Here is an 18,344-nt window from a genome sequence, read left to right as displayed (position 1 = left end):
GCATTGAAATTAGGTAACAGTTGTTGCTTTGATTTCCTGCTTGCTCACAAATAATATGGCGGGAATGATCGCTAGTATATAAAATATGCTTAGAAATTCTCCCCCCATGAAACGGTTTATACCAAATTAGGTATAGCAACTGTTTTATGGGGGTTTTTTGTGTTTAGGAGGGACGTATTTTGTCGGAAAAAGTGAATGTGTTTATTAATGGAACCGCCCGTGAGATTGAGGCGGGAACGCGAATCTTGGATTACCTTATTTCACAGGATATCCAGCATCCACATGTTTGTTATTCAGAAATACTTGGGCCAGTCCAAAGCTGTGATACCTGTATGTGTGAGGTGAACGGCAGCATTATGCGGGCCTGTTCGACTGTCGTGGAGGAAGGAATGAATATCCTGACCGCTTCTGAAGTGGCAAAAAAGGCTCAGGAAGAAGCAATGGACCGGATTTTAGAAAACCATTTATTATACTGTACGGTCTGCGACAACAACAATGGCAATTGCCGTGTCCATAATACAGCGGAAATGATGGGAGTCGAGCATCAAACACGCCCGCACCGCTCTAAGGGGTATGAAGTGGATATGTCTCATCCATTTTATCGCTACGACCCGGACCAATGTATTCTGTGCGGACGCTGTGTAGAAACCTGCCAAGACCTGCAGGTCAATGAAACATTGACGATTGATTGGGAGACCCAGCAGCCTCGTGTATTATGGGATGGCGGTAAAAGCATCAATGAATCCTCCTGCGTTTCCTGCGGTCAGTGTGTCACGGTTTGTCCATGTAATGCCTTAATGGAAAAATCCATGTTGGGTAATGCTGGATTCATGACCGGAATTGAAGATGATTTACTGACACCAATGATAGACATTGTCAAAGCGGTAGAGCCGGATTACCAAACCATCTTTGCTGTTTCCGAAGTCGAAGCTGCCATGCGAGAAACACGCATTGAGAAAACAAAAACGGTTTGTACATTCTGCGGCGTAGGCTGCTCATTTGAAGTGTGGACAAAAGATCATGAGATTTTAAAAATTGAACCATCTGAAAATGCACCAGTCAACAGTGTATCTACATGTGTAAAAGGGAAATTCGGCTGGGATTTTGTTAATTCAAAAGAACGGATTACAAGCCCATTAATCCGCAAGGGCGATGTGTTTGTTGAAGCCTCTTGGGATGAAGCCTTAGATCTTGTGGCTGAAAAATTGGGCGGCATTAAAGATACGTACGGCAGCGATGCACTTGGATTTATTGCTTCTTCAAAAATTACGAATGAAGAGAATTACTTGATTCAAAAATTAAGCCGTCAGGTATTTGGCACCAATAATGTAGATAACTGCTCCCGTTATTGCCAATCACCGGCTTCTTGGGGCTTGCAGCAAACAGGCGGCATTGGCGGTGACTCCGCCACCATTAAAGACATCGCAGGCGCTGGACTCGTGATTTTGGTAGGCTGTGCTCCGGCAGAGGGACATCCTGTTCTAGCTACACGAATTAAACGAGCACATAAACTTCACGGACAAAAGTTAATCACTGTCGATGTCCGCAAACATGAAATGGCAGACCGTGCTGATTTGTTTGTTCGACCAAGACAAGGAACAGATTATGTATGGCTGTCTGCTGTAACAAAATACATCATTGACCAAGGCTGGCATGATGAAGCATTCATTCAAGAGCATGTGAATCACTATGATGAATTCTTAAATATGATTGCTCCTTATACGCTTGAAGAAGCAGAAAGAATGACCGGCATCTCGCAAGAGGCATTAATCCAAATTGCGGAAATGATTCATGAAGCCGACGGGACCGCCATTTGCTGGGGAATGGGCGTCACGCAAAATATCGCTGGTTCGCATACATCTGTTGCCATTGCCAACCTTCTTCTTGCAACAGGAAACATGATGCGCCGTAATGCAGGGGCATTCCCACTCCGTGGTCATAACAACGTCCAAGGTGCAAGTGACATGGGAACCATGCCAAATATTTTCCCAGGTTATCAGCAAGTAGCAGATAACGAGGTTCGTGCGAAATTTGAAAAGGCTTATGGTGTTACTCTGCCAGCACAGCCAGGGATCGATAATATTGAAATGCTTGCTGCGATTGATAAAGGCGAATTGAAAGGCATGTATATCGTCGGCGAAGACATGGCTTGGGTAGATGCCGATTCTAATCACACACAAGCGATGCTTGCGAAACTTGACTTCCTTGTTGTTCAAGAAATCTTCTTAACAACAACGGCTCAGTTTGCCGACGTAATTTTACCAGGGGTGCCTTCCCTTGAAAAAGATGGGACGTTCACCAATACAGAGCGCCGAGTCCAGCGTCTGTATCAGGCGCTAGTAACAACAGGCGACAGCAAGCCTGACTGGTGGATCCTCATGCAGGTTGCGAACCGAATGGGCTTTAACTGGGACTACACGCATCCAAGTGAGATTTTTTCTGAAATGGCTGGCTTAAATCCATTCTTTACACATTGTAATTACGACGTTCTTGAAGGCTGGAACAGCTTTACATGGGGATCGCCGGACGGTACTGACACACCTGTTCTTTATCTGAACGGCTTTAACTTCCCTGACAAGAAGGCTCGGTTTGGTTTGTTTGACTATGTACCTCCGGTGGAATTCCCGGCTGAGTTCGACTTGTCGCTTGATAACGGGCGTTTACTGGAACATTTCCATGAAGGGAACCTAACGCATAAATCTGAGGGGCTTCAGTACAAGTTCCCGAAAGTCTTTGTCGAAGTTTCACCTGAGCTTGCCAAAGAGCGCGGGGTGAAGGATGGCACGCTTGTCCGCCTTGTTTCACCGTATGGTGCGATTCGTCTGCCAGTTCTCGTCACAGACCGTGTGGAAGGAAAAACGGTGTATGTTCCAATGCACTCCTCCAGTCATGAGAGTGCGGTTAATTTACTGACGGGCGGGGCAGTCGATGTCGTGACCCATACACCTGCCTATAAACAAACGAAGGTGCGAATGGAAGTGCTGGAAATCAAGGGAGAAAATCCGCTTCCAAGATTCAACCCGCGCAACGCCACACGGACGCCGCAGCTGGGTCTTGAGATCTACCGGAAATGGGAACGCGGCGATTATGTGCCAATTTCAAGCGTCAATGAACATGTACAGCCTGGCCTGTATGACAGGAGGAACGCATAATGGCTCAGCCAATTAAAATCATTAAAAAGGTAGAATTGACAGAAGAGCAACAAAAAGCGCAATCCTTGGAGAGTCTTATCTCCGAGGTTGCCGAAAATAAAGATTCCCTGCTGGATACACTTCAACTGTTGCAGGAGCTTCGCAACAGCGGCATTTTAGAGGCCATGAACAGTCTCGTCAAAGCCAAAGAGAAAGTGGCAAAAATCGCGGTTGGCCAAATGACGCGCGAGCCTGTCACGAATCTCATCAATAATGCGATGGCAGCAGGCGGCGCTTTGACGACGCTTGATCCCGAAATGACACAAAAGCTGATGAATGGCGTTGCAAAAGGGTTGGAAAAAGCAGATCAAGGGCTTCAGTCTAATTCAAAAGTAGGTATACTAGATTTATTGAAGGTATTGAACGATCCGGATATCAATCGAGCAATTGGTTTTGGTTTGAATCTCTTGAAGGGTGTCGGGGAAGGCTTAAAGGATTAAAAGGAGGGGGAAACCCATTTGATGATTTAAAAAGAAGGGGTTTCCCTGTTTTAATCGAAAACTATTCTGAAACGACAAATGAAGGGGAAGTCGATAATGGGTAAAAATTTAGAACACCAATTTAGTATGCTGGTTCGGGAAATCAGAAAAGAGTACGTTGGAAACGGCCCAAAAGAAATTAGCACCCGATTCGTGGAAAACTGGGCGATTAGTGAAATGAAAGGCAACCTTACGAATGTAGAGAAGTTTATGATTAACTCTGAACAAGGAAAGCAAACCGTTCATGAGGCTCGGACCAAGTTGGTAAAGGAAATCTATAAGAGACAAGAGGTTGTGGATAAGTTTGAAACCTTAATGGGAGCAAAAGTTCTGCGGCTCTTTTCCGATATTAATATTGACGAAGATATCGCCATGACTGTTTTTGTTTTTGATAAATCAATTGATCAAAAAGGTAAATGAGGGAACAAGGGAGACAGGGAGAATGGACCAGCAAATGCAGGTAACAAACCAAGTGCTGCGATATGAAAATGGTGTCGTGCAGCTTGTCGAGGATGTGGTTGTGACGGAATATCCGATCACGATTATGTTAAATGACCAAGAATTTGCCACCCTCGTATGCAGTCCGGAGGATATTGAGGAACTTGTCGTCGGATTTTTGGCGTCAGAGGGGATAATCGGCCGCTATGAGGATATAAAGGAACTGCAAGTGATTGAAACACTAGGGAAAGCAATCGTAACAACACATCGAGTGAATAAGTTGAATGAAATGTTCCACTCCAAGCGCATTGTAACATCGTGCTGCGGGAAAAGCCGGCAGAGTTTTTATTTTTATAATGATGCCAGGACCGTTAAGCCGATTGAAGTGAAAAATAATGTACTGACCGTCGACAACTGCTTCCGTCTGATGGAGATGCTGCAGGAATCCTCTACCATTTTTCAAGATACGGGCGGTGTCCATAACGCCGCATTGTGTGATGGGAATGGCATCATTGTAGCCCGGACGGACATTGGCAGACATAATGCTTTGGATAAAATTTACGGCTACTGTCTAAAGCATCATATTTCCATCGAAGACAAAGTGATTGCCTTTAGCGGGCGCATTTCCTCGGAGGTATTATTAAAAGTAGCAAAAATTAGATGCGGCACGGTTCTTTCAAAATCGGCCCCAACAGAACTTGCATTAAGGTTGGCAAAAGAACTGGGGATTACAACGGTTGGATTTATTCGGAATAATGCCTTAAATATTTATACAAACTCTGAACGGATCATGACTCCTGAATTAGCGAAATAAGGGGATACCGCTAGTCGTTGCTAAGCGGTATTTTTGTTATTCAATCGTATTGGTAATACTGCGGATATGTTAAAATCCTTCTAAAGAATCCTTAAGATGAGGTGTTTTCATGGAGTTACGCCAATTAAATCTTTTTATGGAGGCAGCCAAGCACAAAAGTATTACGAAGGCAGCGGAGAGTGTGCATATTTCACAGCCTGCCTTGAGTAAATCGATTATGGCATTAGAAGAAGAGCTTGGCATGACCTTGATTATCCGCAGCAAAAAGACAACGAATCTCACAGACGCTGGGAATGTGGTGCTAGAATATGCCCAGAAAATTTCTGGCCTGCTTGATGAAATGACCACGACATTAAATGATATGACAGATTTGAAGAGAGGCGAAATTAACATTGGCTTGCCGCCGTTTATCGGAAGTTTATTTTTTCCAAAGGTGATGGCTAAGTTTCATCAGGAATTTCCAAATATCAAACTAAATATTACCGAGTACGGTGGAGCGAGGGTGGTCAAGAGCGTTGATGAAGGGGAATTTGAGCTTGGTGTTACCGTTCTGCCGATTGATGAGCAGGATTTTCAAGTTTACCCGATTGTGGAGGAAGAAATGATGCTGGTGGTTCATAAAGATCATCACCTTGCTGCCCGTAAACAAGTAGAGATCAAGGAATTAGCAGATGAGGAATTTATCTTTTACCATGAAGAATTTTCATTAAATCAGATCTTAAGGAATCAATTCTTTATAGCTGGTGGTTTTGAGCCGAAGATCTTATTTAAAAGTACGCAATGGGACCTGATGTCGGAAATGGTGGCAGCCAACCTGGGGATCACCGTTCTTCCGCAATCCATTTGCAATCGGTTAATGAATAGGGATTTAAAAATCATTACCCTCAGGCCAGTCATCCTATGGAAGCTTGCCGTCATTACCAAAAAAGACCGCTATATTTCCAATGCAGGGAGAACCTTTATTGACTTTATTTTGAATGAATCATTATAACTTTGAGTTATGAAAACCATTATAAATATGTATTTTACGAATGGTAAAATTCGTCGTAACATTACTCTATAGTTTAAATCGAGAAGTAAAAGGAGCATGAAGAGATCTCCTTTTACTTCTTATGGAGAGGATTTTTACGATGAAAATTGGAGTTATTATTTTACAGATATTATTCATACATGTCTTTTTATTTCTCGGAGCCGCACTAAAAGAAATCGTTCCACTGCCGATACCTGCTTCGATGTTTGGCTTGTTCCTTTTGTTTTTGGCACTTTGCCTTCACATCATCAAGCTGGAATGGATTGAAAAAGGAGCCAATTGGCTGCTGGCAGAGCTGCTATTATTCTTCGTACCATCTGCAGTAGGGATTGTGAATTATGATGAAATTATCAGCTTTCAAGGGGCCGAAATCGTTGTATTGATTGGGATCAGCACCATCATTGTGATGGGAATGACAGCCTTAATTGCAGAAAAAGTAACAAAAAGGAAAGGAAGTGAGCAGCTATGATGATGGTAATGTGTATTGTAGGAACTTACCTTATCTATCGATTATCCAAGAAAATCTATGCTAAATGGGCGTTTCCTTTATTCCATCATTTACTGCTTGCGCCAATTCTGTTAATCGTGCTAATTTCAATCATGCATGTGTCCGCAAATCAATATTTGGATGCAACGAAGTGGCTGACACATATGCTCGGACCAGCTACAGTTGCGTTCGCGGTACCGATTTATAAGCATCTTCCGATAGTCAAAAAATATTTGGGAACCATCATTATCAGTACCATTACGGGTTCGCTGGTGGCGATTTTTTCAACATTTGCTTTATCAAAAATCATTCATTTGAAATATGATTTTATGACGTCAATTCTTCCAAGGTCCATTACAACGCCGTTTGCCATTGAGGTTTCAAAAGAGATTGGCGGCCTGCCAACATTAACAACCGTGTTCGTCATCTTGACCGGCGTGATTGGCGGTGTTGTCGGCCCTTTTGTTATCAAATGGTTATCAATTCAGACGCCGATTGCCAAAGGTCTAGCGCTTGGAATGAGTGCACATGGTGCCGGAACGAGTAAGGCGCTGGAATATGGGGAGCAGGAAGCGACCTTTTCATCCCTGGCGATGATTTTCGCCGCCTTTATTACCCTGCTGTTGGGGGCACTGCTGATACCTGCGATGATTTAGTGGAAATCCCCCATAAAGAGAGCATTCCTTACGAATATGTTTATATGTAAAAAAAAACATGGGGACGGTTCTTCTGCTGCTGAAGCAGAAGAACCGTCCCCATGCATCATCGGAGAGAAGAATTATGACAGAAGAAAACTATCAATCTCGTGAGGAACGAAGGAAAGCGGAGAACACTAGGGAAAGCCGCCAAATAAGCAAAAAATTGCCCGTAAAAGGGTCTTTGTTAAGAAAAGTGCTTATTGTCTGTTTGGTAATAGGGCTTGTTTCAACCGGGGCAGGGGCAATCACGTTCGCATCGATGGTGAAGGGTACACCTGAACTAGATGCTTCCAAATTAATCGACCCTCTATCAACGAAATTTTATGATAAAGATGGAAACTTCATTTATGAATACGGGAAAGAAAAGCGGACAAAAATCTCGTATGAGCAAATTCCGGAGGTGCTGGAAAATGCGTTCATTGCCACGGAGGATTCCCGCTTTTATGACCATCATGGAATTGACATCAAAAGGACGGCCAAAGCCATTTTTGTCAATGTAACCGGTGATTTCGGATCTCAGGGCGGGAGTACGATTACGCAGCAGGTCATTAAAAACTCATTTTTGACACCCGAAAAAACATTGAAACGGAAGGTGCAGGAATGGGATTTGGCGTATCAGCTGGAGAATAAGTATTCCAAGCACGAAATCTTAATGATGTATTTGAACAAAATCTACCTGGGTAACCGCTCATACGGAGTGGCTGCCGCAGCAAAGAACTACTACGGGCTAGAGCCAAACGATTTGAAAAAGTTGACACTCTCGCAGGCAGCGATGCTAGCCGGACTACCGCAAAGTCCCAATAATTACGACCCAACCAAGAAGGAAAACACAGAAGCGGCTACCAATCGCCGTAACTTAGTCTTAAGCTTGATGCATCGGCACGGCTATATTACGGAAAAACAGATGGAGGATGCCTCAAAAGTTCCAGTCACAGAAGGGCTTATACCAAAAAGTGAGCAGCAAGGAATGCCGTATGAAGCATTTTTGGATGCAGTGGTAAAAGAGATCAAAGGAAAGCTTAAGGATGTAGACGTCAGTGCCGATGGGTTATCGATTTATACGACACTGGACCCGAAAGCACAGGATTATGCCGACAAAATGATGAACACCAATGAAATCATTGCTTACCCGGATGCGAAGTATCAGGGGGCGTTCGTTTTTATGGATACAAAAACGGGGGAAGTCAGGGCGATTGGCAGCGGCCGAAACGACTATCAAGCTGACTTTCTTGGCCACAACTTGGCGGTTGATATCAATCGTCAGCCGGGTTCCACCTTTAAGCCGATTCTTGATTACGGTCCCGCCATTGAAAATTTAAAGTGGTCCACGGCCCATTTAATCAATGACAAGCCGACAACCTATTCAACCGGACAGCAGATTTCTAACTGGGATCATCAATATCATGGAATGCTGACCATCCGCTCCGCGCTGCAAAACTCATATAATATCCCAGCCCTTCTCACACTCCGGGAGGTTGGTCTTGATAAAGCGAAGAGCTTTGCCGAACAGCTTGGCATTACGTTTAAGAATAATCAGGTCTATGAGTCTTATGCAATTGGAAGCAATACCGTCAGCCCTCTAGCAATGGCAGGTGCCTACAGCGCCTTTGGAAACGGCGGGATTTACAATAAACCGCATTTTGTCCAAAAGGTCGTCTTGGCAGATGGCACAACGGTAAATTTCGCCGAGAAACCAAAGCGAGTGATGCAGGATTACACTGCGTATATGGTGACTGATATGTTACGGACTGTCGTTGATGCCGGAACAGGTACAACCGCCAATATCTCCGGTTTGGATGTCGCGGGAAAAACGGGTACAACCAATTTTGATACCCAAACACGTGCGAAATATGGATATCCGAACAATGCGACAAATGACAGCTGGTTTGCCGGATATACACCACAATACACCATGGCAGTCTGGACCGGATATGCCCAAAACGGTCCTGGCAACTATCAGGCTGGAAATACGACGAAAATTGCCCAATATATGTTTAAAGCGATGATCCAATCATTTGGAACGGATTCATCAAACTTTAAGCAGCCAAGCAGTGTATATGAAGTTAATAATGAACTGTATATAAAAGGTATCGCTTCTGCAGAAGTACCGCCAAAGCCAATTGAAAAAGTAAAAACGGAAATTGAAAATGGCTGGAATAATTGGAAAGAGAAACATAAAAAAGATGAATGGAAAAAGGAAAAAGAAAAGGGAAAAGGCAAGGGCAAAGGGAAAAATAAAGAAGATTAAGATTGTACTATAAGGATTTTCGGGGCTGTCGACTAAGTCGGCAGTCTTTTTTGTTTTAGTACGTAAATTCAAAAGCCAATAAAAAAGGACCGTTCCAACGATCCTTTCATTATTCATGTTCCTCATTAAGGCAATTCGATGAAAATTTGAATGACTTGATTTTTATATTCAACACGAAGGGTCCCTTGATGCAATTCAATGATACTTTTTGTGATGGCTAAGCCTAATCCAGCCCCAGACTTGTTGGAGGAACGTGAGGGATCCACCCGGTAGAAACGATCAAATAATCTAGCAACCTCCTCCTCAGAAAGGGAATCACATGGATTTGAAACAGAAATCTGAACAGAATGTTCGTTTTGGACCAAATGAACATGAATTTTTCCAGGAGGGGTACTATATTTGATGGCATTTGTTAATACATTTTCCAACGCGCGAACCATTTGATTCGGATCAATCTCCATCAGGATTGGTTCTTTTGGGAGGTTGCTGCTAAACATGACATCGTGATCTTTTGCAATCGGGTCAAGTTCATCCATCAGCTGTCTGAGCATTTGGTTTAGGCTAACCTTTTCTCTTTTGAGCTGGTTACCTTCATACGTTAGACGGGTAAAATCGAATAAATTCTCGATTAAATTCTTTAATTGTTCTGATTTGCCATAAGCGATATCAACGTATTCATCCAATTGTGCCTGGTTTTTATACTGATGGTCTTTTACTAGTCTCATATAGCCCATGATCGAAGTTAGGGGTGTACGTAAATCATGGGAAACATTGGTGATCAGCTCATCCTTTAATTTTTCAGTATGTCTTTGTCTTTCCATCATTTCGGTTAATTCAAAAGCCATGTAATTAATGTTGGTTGCAAGCGAACCTACTTCATCTTGACTTTTCTCCCGTATCCGATAACGCAAATTTCCCTTGGCGATTTCCGTTAAACCTAGCGCAATCTCCTCTATTTCCCTCATCTTTCGTTTGGTTATGAAATAATAACAGAGAATAAACGCGATAAGTCCAAGCAGATAAGGGGTAACTCCCGTTTCTTTTTCATAAACAGATGTGGCTTTTGGGACGCCGCTTACAATTAAATAGCCTTTCCCGCCAGCATTGGTAATTGGATACATTCTTGTAATAATGGGCTGCTCATCATGCACCTTTTCACCAAGAGTCTTTTTGGCACTTTTCATTTCTTCGGACAGATTTACTTGAGTATCATGTGCTCCTGCTGATTTATACACAACTTTACCATCCAAATCCGTAACCAACACTTTGAGATTATTTTGTTGCTTTGGTGTGTTAATTAAATATTGGATTAATTCATTCTTGGTTATTTGATAGAAAGCTTTCCCATTGTAAGGGACGATTAACCAGTCGTTTTCTTCTTTCACAGAAGGCGGTGCAGGCTGAAGAAATTGACTTTTAAAATCAGGATCTTGATCCCCTAATTCCCTTACGAGTTCGTTGATATCCTGGTTCATTTGGTTGAATTGTTTCACCAAATCACGTGCACTTTCCTCAATGGTGACAACCCCTTCGGTAAAATCGAGCCTGCGGTCCTCGCTAACAAAGAAGGGGCTTGTGGCAAAACCGACCAATAAGGAAACAAGCGTACAAAAGGCAAATGCCATGATCAACTGAATGCGAATGCTTGTCTTTACTAAATGGACAAGTTTGCCAAAATGACTGCCTTTTCGAAACGAGGAAGGGGACTGGTTCTTATTGTTCAATTTTATAGCCCACCCCCCAAACCGTTTTGATATACCGTGGTTTCCGCGGGTTATTTTCCAGTTTCTCGCGCAAATTACGAATATGAACCATGACGGTGTTTTCCGATTCATAAAACGGCTCATTCCATACCTGTTCATAGATTTTTTCGGTACTAAACACGACTCCAGGATTGCGGGCCAACAACTCTAGAATGGCAAATTCCCTTGGTGTTAGCTTTATGTCTTTCCCATCCACTTTAACCTCGTGTGTAGGAATATTAATGACTAGCTCATCAATCGAAATGACATCCTGCTGTTGGACTGTAGTTGCTTGTGGGCTTCCGTCCGTTTGATTTAACCGAAGATAACGACGAAGCTGCGACTTGATTCTTGCGACTAATTCCAAAGGCTGAAACGGTTTTGTGACATAGTCATCCGCTCCGGTAGTTAACCCCATGATCTTATCCATATCCTGCGATTTCGCAGATAACATTATGATCGGAACATTTCTGCTTTCTCTTATTTTCATGCAGGCTTGAATTCCATCCAGCCGCGGCATCATGATATCCAATACAACCAAATGAACATTGTTCTCCTCTAGGTACTGTAACCCCTCGATCCCATCTGCTGCTTTTAAAACGTGATAACCTTCATTCGTAAGATAAATCCCGATTAAATCACGAATTTCCTTTTCATCATCAATAACGAGGATGGTTTCTTGAGCCATGTAAACCTCTCCTTTCTAACTTCCTAAAGTTTACTCCATTCCCCTTAAGAAAAAACAATAGAAATTCTGAAGAATTTCTGAAGTTTACCTTTATATCTTAAGAAAATCTTCAGAAGGAATGGCATTTTTCCTTAAGAAGTTTTTTGTAACATTATTGGTGTGATAGCCCGCTAATTGATGTGGGCACCTAAAAACCATAGAACAAAAACACTTCAACAATATAAAGGAGTGGAGATGAATGAAAGATAAAATTTTAATTTTAACAGGTAATTATGGTGATGGTCATATTAAAGTAGCTCAAGCGCTGCATGAAGCGATTGCGGTTCGATATCCTGATTTAGAACCGGTGATTGTTGATTTTATGGAATGGGTTCATCCTTATTCTAATCAAGTGAGTCGGTTTCTCTACCTACAGGGCGTGAAAAAATTCCCGCATCTGTATGGCTTTATTTATCAAAAAACTCGCAAGGCGAACACTTTTTCTAAAATGATGAAGTCGATTTTCTCTACCGGACTCGGGCGGATGTTAGCACTGCTGGAGGAAGTGAAACCGACTGTTGTAGTCAGTACGTTTCCTTTGGCAGCGGCAGTGATGTCCAAGTTGAAATCCTTCGGTTTAATTGATATTCCAATCGTCACAGCTATTACAGACCATACCAATCATAGCTGCTGGATTTATCCCTATACGGATCAATATATTGTTGGCTCTAAGCTGGTCCGTGATTCTCTGGTTGGTTTAGGCGTTGAAGAAAATCGCATCGCCGATACGGGAATTCCGATTCGGCAGCAATTTTCTCAGTTCATCGAACAGGAGGAAATTTTTCGAAAATATGATTTAGATCAGCACCTGCCTACAGTATTAGTCATGGGCGGCGGCTGCGGGATGATTGGTGATGGAAATTCCACCATACAGGAGATTGATGCATTACCGAATCCGGTACAATTAATCATTGTTTGTGGGCATAACGACAAGCTTCGTTTGCAATTAAAGGAAAAACTGAAGAATTCCAAGCATCGTATCCATCTCACTGGTTATATTAACTACGTTCATGAGTTAATGGCTATTTCTGATTTAATGATTACAAAGCCGGGCGGAGTCACAACGTTTGAAGCCATTGCAATGGAATTACCGATGCTTCTGTATAAACCAATCCCCGGTCAAGAACAGGATAACGCCAGATTTTTAGTTCAAGCAGGGGTGGCCGTTCAAGCTAAAACGGACCGTGATTTAAGCAAGCATTTGTCTAAATTACTAAGCAATCACGACCTGCTTCAACAGATGAGCGAGAATTCAAAACGATTTCATCCGAAAGAATCTGCGTTTGCATCAGCCGAAGTGATTAAGAAAACAAAAGAAAACAATAGCAGCCTGCAGAATCTAATCTATCTATTTGGTTGATTAGCCGCTAAGAAGGTGAAACATGGAGAATGTAATGAAAGAATCATCCAACATAAAAAATCCAATGGCTCGTTTACTATCATTTGGAAGCTTGTTGATATTTTTACTACTAACCGGACTTTATTTATATTTCCTTCATACAGGAACGGCAAAAGAATGGCTGGAATCTATCCGCCATCTAGGGTTTTTCGGAATCATCCTGGGGATTATGATTCAAACAGTTGTCAATGTCATACCGGCACCCGGCGAATTCGTTTCGCTTTTTCTGATTGAAATATACGGACCCATTGCGGGAGGTTTGTATTCCTGGATTGGCGGAATCGCTGGGGCAGTCCTTGCCTATTATTTATCTAATTGGATTGCCCGGCCAATCATTGAACCTTTGGCCAAGCCTTACTTGGAAAAAATAGATCGCTGGCTGCAAAGACGAGGCGATGCAGGACTTTTGTTCATCCGTTTTGTCCCATTGGTGCCGTATCATTTTATCAACTATGCGGCAGGTATATTAGGAGTAAACAAAAGGGCTTTTATCTGGACAACAGCCTTGGGGATATTGCCCTATACGATTTCGGTAAGCAGCCTATTTGCAGGGCTGCGATATGGAAAATTGATGCCGTTTATCCTTGGCGGCACACTGTTTATTTTATCAACTGTGTTAAGTTTGGTTTTTAAAAGAAAGTTGGATTAAAAGGGGCGATTGAAGGATGTTTAACATCGTTCTTCTCATTTGTAGTTTTCTTTTTATATATTGGTTAATTCCTTATTCTCTAACGGCGGGATTTGGGATTGGTGTGTTAAAACGGAAATGTGCCTCTGAAAAAATTGCCTTTACCTTTGACGACGGTCCGAATCCGATTTATACCCCACAGCTCTTGGACTTGTTAAAAATAAATAATATAAAAGCAACATTTTTTGTCGTGGCGTCCAAAGCGGAACAATACCCGGAGTTAATCGAAAGAATGCAAGCAGAGGGACATTTAATTGGCATTCATAATTACGTTCATAAGTCTAACTGGATCATGGATCCATGGATGGTTCGGCGCCAGTTAGACAAGAGTGCTGCCGTCATTGAAAGAATTACGGGAGAACGGCCGATCTATTATCGTCCGCCGTGGGGATTGTTAAATGTATTTGATTTTTTTCTTTTGAATCGATATAAAATCATTCTATGGTCGTTGATGGCAGAGGATTGGCGCAGTAAAGGCGGCAGTGAGAAAGTAGAAAAAAGGCTTTTACATGGAATGAAAAATGGTGACGTCATCCTTTTGCATGATTGTGGAAAAACCATTGGTGCGGATGAAGAGGCTCCCGTGAATACCATTCATGCATTAAAAGCTGTTTTTAAAGAGGTCTCAAGCCGAGGTATTTCTTGTGTAAGAATTGATCAAATATAGCCGGAAATATCGACCAACTCCATCGGTAAGAGTTGGTTTTTTCGTTACCCAAATCATTTGCATACAAATCACTTGTATACAAATGAATTTGGGTATGTTATATTCTTACTAATCAGAAAATTTGAATAATAGTGGTGGTGAATTATGGAAAAAGCCGATATCTGTGTTCATTTTCTACTTGGAAAAGCATTGCAAAAGGTGAATCAAGTAAGTAAATCCAAATTATCCCCGTACGGTGTGACACCAGTTCAATATGCACTGCTTCGTCAGCTGTGGAGAAAGGATGGACAATTTAGTTTTGAATTAGCTGAACGACTTCTGCTAGACAGTGCGACCATAACAGGGATTATCGACCGCTTGGAACAAAACGGTTTTATCGAAAGGCGAGTGGACTCCAATGATCGTCGCAACAAGCTAGTATTTCTGACGGAAAGAGGAAAATCGCTGGAAGTACCACTATGTCAGAAGATGGATGAGATGAATGAGGAAGTGATGTCTAGTTTAAAGGTTGAAGAGATTCAGCGATTTAAAAGAATACTTTATGACATTGGAATTGCGAACAAATAAAGAAGTTTTGAAAAATAGAAATTTAATTGCAAAGGATGGTTTCAACTTGAACGATAGAATTATTATCCCCGTATGGGCAATCGGGTCATTTTTGGTCCTCATGAATACGACGATGTTCAACGTTGCCCTGCCAACCATCATACACGAATTACACATAACAGCCGGTGAAGGCTCCTGGATTGTGTCAGGGTATTCCATTGTGTTTGCCTTATCAACAGTCATCTTCAGCCGATTATCCGATTATGTGCCGATTCGGAAGCTGCTGTTCGTTGGTCTTATCCTACTTGGGGCGGCATCCATCGTAGGCTTTTTCACGCATAGTTTTGGTATTCTTATGGCTGCTCGTTTGATACAGGCAAGCGGTGCCGGTGCCGTGCCAGGATTAGGTATTGTCTTGGCAAGCCGTTACGTGCCGTTCGAGCGCCGTGGACGGGCCATTACCATTATCGCATCAGGGACATCTCTTGCTTTTGCTTTGGGACCAGTGATTGGCGGAGTAATCACCCAGTTTATTGGCTGGAATGGACTTTTTCTTATCACCTGCATGGTTATTCCATTGGTACCGGTATTGTGGAAGCTATTGCCACCAGAAATCCCCACTGAATTCAGATTTGATATTTCCGGCGCAGCCCTTACTGCCATTGCAGTGGTATCACTGTTGATTTGCGTCATGCAATTGTCCCTATGGTTTCTACTCCTAAGTTTTGGTGCACTCACCGTGAACATATGGCACTTACGCAAGGCGAAAAATCCATTTGTACTCCCCAAACTGTTTCTGCATCATGGTTACCGAAAACTTCTTGTTGTTAGTTTTTGTGCTTTTATACTGAATATGTCAATGCTCTTTATGCTGCCTTTATTGTTGGCAGATGGGTTTCATTTGCCTGCAGGAGCTGTAGGATTGATGATGTGTCCAGGATCACTATTATCTGCCATTATGATTAGGCGGGTCGGAAGTTGGATTGACCGGTATGGCAATTATCGCTTCCTGATAATCGGGCATTTTCTCATGGCCGCAAGTATGATCTTTATGACAATGCTGGTACAGGTATCGCCTTACATCGTAATGTTTGGCTATATCATATTCGCTCCGGCTCTTTCGACGATAATATCTGCTTTATCCAATGAGGTATCTCGCATTTTAGCCAAGGATCAGATTGGTTCTGGTATGGGGTTAAGTCAACTCAGCCAATTCTTTGGAGGGTCATTAGCAGTCGCAATTTGTGGCGTATTAATCAGCTGGCAAGCGAAAATACCTTTCATTTCCTCATTTCAGCACATTTATTTGCTGTTAATAGTCGTTCTCGTAGGTTCTCTCTTCATCCTTATCTGGTATGGAAAGAGGGCACATAAAGGAGAAATCAATATTCAAGTTTAATAGAATCTAATAAAAATAATTTGGAAGGTGAATTTTGTGAGTCGCTTAGAAGGTATGAAGAAAATGATGACAGGTGAAGTACCTATTGCACCAGTTGCGGAAGTACTTGGGTTTCAAGTGGTAGAGGTGGAGGAAGGCAGAGTTGTGATTGAAATGGAAGCTTCTGATCGATTACATAACCCAATGGGGACGCTGCACGGCGGGATTCTGTGTGACATTGCGGATGCTGCGATGGGATATGCTTTTGTCACAACGCTCTCAGATGACGAACTGTTTACGACAGTTGAAATTAAATTTAATTTCCTTAAACCGATTTTTAAATCGAAGCTTCGAGCAGAGGGGAAACTGATTAAGAAAGGCTCTACAGTGGGATTGCTGGAATGTCATGTATATGATGAAAAGGGAAGTCTAGTAGGGCATTCTACTAGTACATGTATGATATTAAAAGGAAATCCGGAACGAAAGCGAGTTCAGCTAAAATAAAACATGGGGACGGTTCTCATGCTTCCAAAACATGAAAACCGTCCCCGTGCGTCACCACTTGTGAATTTTGGTGGGGATTAATCGTAGCGGACTTGGTCTTCTCCTTCCACAATTAACTCCAATTCTGTTAAAAAGTTGAGTTGAAGCGGTGCCGGTAAACGCTCGATTATATCACTGATTTCAGGAAGATTTTCTGCATCATCGATAGTGGCTGGCGGTTCCAATTGCTGAAACCAAATCTTTAATTCGTCAATAAACTCATAAAAATGCCTTTCAAACCGTTCGGCACATTCTTCGCTTTCATCCTCTGAAGCTTTCTTCATCATTTCCCAATCCAGAAGGGCAGCCTCCAATTTCTCGTAAACACGATTTATCACATCATCACTCCTTGGCTATTAGTATCTAAGCGAAAGCTTAACAACAAGGCGTTCCTTGAACAAATACTGCTATGGTTTTGAGTATACAGAAGCAATCCTTTTAAGACAAAGGATTCGTCACTTGTTATGACTTTTGGTCTAATTCGTAATGGAATTTTCGTTCATGTAGGAGGTTCAGGGGCTCAAATGTTTCAAGCAATGACACTGTGGCCTTGGTTCTCCCTCTTTGGAAATAAAAAAATGGGCAGCTTTTTACAGAGGCAGAACCAAAGCGATTTAAATTTCATAAAAGAGCTTATCGAAGTTGGAAAAATTACACCAGTCATTGATAAAAGGTTTAAATTAAGTGAAATTCATGAAGCATTCAAGTATTTCGAACAAGGGCATGCTCAAGGTAAGGTAGTTATTACAATTTGAAAACTATTAATTTGACGTAAGCGAGTGCATCTTTCAATAGTTCGGTCGCATAAGAAAGCTATGAGCCCGAACTGTTGAATCATTAAAAAGTACGGTATCATAGAAAGGTTATATGCGCCCGAACCGTTGATACATAGAAAAGTTCGGTATCATAGAAAGGTTATATACGCCCGAACCGTTGAATTATAGAAAAGTACGGTATCATAGAAAGGCTATATGCGCCCGAACCGTTGAAACATAGAAAAGTACGGTATCATAGAAAGGTTATATGCGCCCGAACTGATGAATCATAGAGAAGTTTGGTCGCATAGAAAGGTTCTATGCACCCGAACTGATGAATCATGAAAGATTGCGGTATCATAGAAAGGCTATATGTACCCGAACTGATGAATCATAGAAAAGTTCGGTATCATAGAAAGGTTATATGCGCCCGAACTGATGAATCATAGAGAAGTTTGGTCGCATAGAAAGGTTCTATGCACCCGAACTGATGAATCATAGAAAAGTTCGGTAT

17 protein-coding genes and 1 pseudogene are annotated in these 18,344 nt (G+C 42.2%); 15 read left to right on the top strand and 3 right to left on the bottom strand.

The genetic code is table 11. The features are described from left to right. The first annotated feature begins 176 nt into the window (after nucleotides 1-176). The 8 genes and pseudogenes from fdhF to V5M37_RS17935 form a co-directional block, all read left to right on the top strand. Nucleotides 177-3,152, top strand: a complete 2,976-nt coding sequence (fdhF, locus tag V5M37_RS17970) for a formate dehydrogenase subunit alpha (RefSeq protein WP_423802644.1) — start codon at nucleotides 177-179, stop codon at nucleotides 3,150-3,152. Beyond that, nucleotides 3,152-3,631, top strand: a complete 480-nt coding sequence (locus V5M37_RS17965) for a DUF1641 domain-containing protein (RefSeq protein WP_423798534.1) — start codon at nucleotides 3,152-3,154, stop codon at nucleotides 3,629-3,631. The genes fdhF and V5M37_RS17965 overlap by 1 nt, the downstream gene beginning before the upstream one ends. Nucleotides 3,632-3,727: 96 nt before the next feature. After that, nucleotides 3,728-4,090, top strand: a complete 363-nt coding sequence (locus V5M37_RS17960) for a DUF2294 domain-containing protein (protein WP_213145478.1) — start codon at nucleotides 3,728-3,730, stop codon at nucleotides 4,088-4,090. 22 nt (nucleotides 4,091-4,112) lie between these two features. Beyond that, on the top strand, nucleotides 4,113-4,922 hold the full coding sequence (gene fdhD, locus V5M37_RS17955; protein WP_423798533.1) for a formate dehydrogenase accessory sulfurtransferase FdhD: 810 nt from the start codon (nucleotides 4,113-4,115) through the stop codon (nucleotides 4,920-4,922). 109 nt (nucleotides 4,923-5,031) lie between these two features. After that, a complete protein-coding gene (locus tag V5M37_RS17950; RefSeq protein WP_423798532.1) occupies nucleotides 5,032-5,913 on the top strand; it encodes a LysR substrate-binding domain-containing protein in 882 nt (293 codons plus the stop codon). Nucleotides 5,914-6,052: 139 nt separating this feature from the next. Continuing rightward, nucleotides 6,053-6,421: a CidA/LrgA family protein gene (locus tag V5M37_RS17945; RefSeq protein ID WP_423798531.1), complete on the top strand. Its 369-nt coding sequence runs from the start codon at nucleotides 6,053-6,055 to the stop codon at nucleotides 6,419-6,421. Continuing rightward, on the top strand, nucleotides 6,418-7,095 hold the full coding sequence (locus V5M37_RS17940) for an LrgB family protein (protein ID WP_423798530.1): 678 nt from the start codon (nucleotides 6,418-6,420) through the stop codon (nucleotides 7,093-7,095). Before V5M37_RS17945 ends, V5M37_RS17940 begins: the two co-directional genes overlap by 4 nt. Nucleotides 7,096-7,219: 124 nt before the next feature. Beyond that, nucleotides 7,220-9,295, top strand: a pseudogene (locus V5M37_RS17935) (transglycosylase domain-containing protein); the annotation flags it as partial. 215 nt (nucleotides 9,296-9,510) lie between these two features. Here the strand turns inward: V5M37_RS17935 and V5M37_RS17930 are convergent. Together V5M37_RS17930 and V5M37_RS17925 are read right to left on the bottom strand one after the other, a co-directional pair. Beyond that, nucleotides 9,511-11,109, bottom strand: a complete 1,599-nt coding sequence (locus V5M37_RS17930; protein ID WP_423798529.1) for a sensor histidine kinase — start codon at nucleotides 11,107-11,109, stop codon at nucleotides 9,511-9,513. After that, the gene (locus V5M37_RS17925) at nucleotides 11,099-11,815 is read right to left on the bottom strand and encodes a response regulator transcription factor (RefSeq protein WP_423798528.1); all 717 of its coding nucleotides are present in this window, start codon (nucleotides 11,813-11,815) and stop codon (nucleotides 11,099-11,101) included. Before V5M37_RS17925 ends, V5M37_RS17930 begins: the two co-directional genes overlap by 11 nt. Nucleotides 11,816-12,053: 238 nt before the next feature. Between V5M37_RS17925 and V5M37_RS17920 the strand changes: the two genes are divergently transcribed. The 6 genes from V5M37_RS17920 (at nucleotide 12,054) to V5M37_RS17895 (ending at nucleotide 17,036) form a co-directional block, all read left to right on the top strand. After that, the gene (locus V5M37_RS17920) at nucleotides 12,054-13,214 is read left to right on the top strand and encodes an MGDG synthase family glycosyltransferase (RefSeq protein WP_423798527.1); all 1,161 of its coding nucleotides are present in this window, start codon (nucleotides 12,054-12,056) and stop codon (nucleotides 13,212-13,214) included. 22 nt (nucleotides 13,215-13,236) lie between these two features. Further along, nucleotides 13,237-13,902: a TVP38/TMEM64 family protein gene (locus tag V5M37_RS17915; RefSeq protein WP_423798526.1), complete on the top strand. Its 666-nt coding sequence runs from the start codon at nucleotides 13,237-13,239 to the stop codon at nucleotides 13,900-13,902. Between the two features lie 16 nt (nucleotides 13,903-13,918). Next, nucleotides 13,919-14,608 carry a polysaccharide deacetylase family protein gene (locus V5M37_RS17910; RefSeq protein WP_423798525.1) on the top strand — a complete coding sequence of 230 codons (690 nt, stop codon included), beginning with the start codon at nucleotides 13,919-13,921 and terminating at the stop codon, nucleotides 14,606-14,608. 144 nt (nucleotides 14,609-14,752) lie between these two features. Beyond that, on the top strand, nucleotides 14,753-15,175 hold the full coding sequence (locus V5M37_RS17905; protein ID WP_423798524.1) for a MarR family winged helix-turn-helix transcriptional regulator: 423 nt from the start codon (nucleotides 14,753-14,755) through the stop codon (nucleotides 15,173-15,175). Nucleotides 15,176-15,221: 46 nt separating this feature from the next. Further along, the gene (locus V5M37_RS17900) at nucleotides 15,222-16,553 is read left to right on the top strand and encodes an MFS transporter (protein WP_423798523.1); all 1,332 of its coding nucleotides are present in this window, start codon (nucleotides 15,222-15,224) and stop codon (nucleotides 16,551-16,553) included. 36 nt (nucleotides 16,554-16,589) lie between these two features. Next, on the top strand, nucleotides 16,590-17,036 hold the full coding sequence (locus tag V5M37_RS17895) for a PaaI family thioesterase (RefSeq protein ID WP_423798522.1): 447 nt from the start codon (nucleotides 16,590-16,592) through the stop codon (nucleotides 17,034-17,036). A 77-nt stretch (nucleotides 17,037-17,113) separates the two neighbouring features. Here the strand turns inward: V5M37_RS17895 and V5M37_RS17890 are convergent, their stop codons facing one another. Further along, the gene (locus V5M37_RS17890; RefSeq protein WP_423798521.1) at nucleotides 17,114-17,413 is read right to left on the bottom strand and encodes a hypothetical protein; all 300 of its coding nucleotides are present in this window, start codon (nucleotides 17,411-17,413) and stop codon (nucleotides 17,114-17,116) included. A gap of 126 nt (nucleotides 17,414-17,539) precedes the next feature. Between V5M37_RS17890 and V5M37_RS17885 the strand changes: the two genes are divergently transcribed. Then, a complete protein-coding gene (locus tag V5M37_RS17885) occupies nucleotides 17,540-17,830 on the top strand; it encodes a zinc-binding dehydrogenase (protein WP_423798520.1) in 291 nt (96 codons plus the stop codon). Nucleotides 17,831-18,344: the final 514 nt, after the last annotated feature.

It is taken from the genome of Neobacillus sp. SAB-20_R2A, assembly GCF_049568635.1.
In the GTDB taxonomy this organism is placed as follows: Bacteria; Bacillota; Bacilli; order Bacillales; family Cytobacillaceae; genus Neobacillus; species Neobacillus citreus.
Note: the sequence above shows the minus strand (reverse complement) of the source record. Positions and strands in the feature narration are given on the sequence as shown.

Coding starts and splice junctions, on each gene's coding strand:
- V5M37_RS17965 (WP_423798534.1), top strand. CDS start 3,152: ATGGCTCAGCCAATTAAAATCATTAAAAAGGTAGAATTGACAGAAGAG.
- V5M37_RS17960 (WP_213145478.1), top strand. CDS start 3,728: ATGGGTAAAAATTTAGAACACCAATTTAGTATGCTGGTTCGGGAAATC.
- fdhD (WP_423798533.1), top strand. CDS start 4,113: ATGGACCAGCAAATGCAGGTAACAAACCAAGTGCTGCGATATGAAAAT.
- V5M37_RS17950 (WP_423798532.1), top strand. CDS start 5,032: ATGGAGTTACGCCAATTAAATCTTTTTATGGAGGCAGCCAAGCACAAA.
- V5M37_RS17945 (WP_423798531.1), top strand. CDS start 6,053: ATGAAAATTGGAGTTATTATTTTACAGATATTATTCATACATGTCTTT.
- V5M37_RS17940 (WP_423798530.1), top strand. CDS start 6,418: ATGATGATGGTAATGTGTATTGTAGGAACTTACCTTATCTATCGATTA.
- V5M37_RS17925 (WP_423798528.1), bottom strand. CDS start 11,815: ATGGCTCAAGAAACCATCCTCGTTATTGATGATGAAAAGGAAATTCGT.
- V5M37_RS17920 (WP_423798527.1), top strand. CDS start 12,054: ATGAAAGATAAAATTTTAATTTTAACAGGTAATTATGGTGATGGTCAT.
- V5M37_RS17915 (WP_423798526.1), top strand. CDS start 13,237: ATGGAGAATGTAATGAAAGAATCATCCAACATAAAAAATCCAATGGCT.
- V5M37_RS17910 (WP_423798525.1), top strand. CDS start 13,919: ATGTTTAACATCGTTCTTCTCATTTGTAGTTTTCTTTTTATATATTGG.
- V5M37_RS17905 (WP_423798524.1), top strand. CDS start 14,753: ATGGAAAAAGCCGATATCTGTGTTCATTTTCTACTTGGAAAAGCATTG.
- V5M37_RS17885 (WP_423798520.1), top strand. CDS start 17,540: ATGACTTTTGGTCTAATTCGTAATGGAATTTTCGTTCATGTAGGAGGT.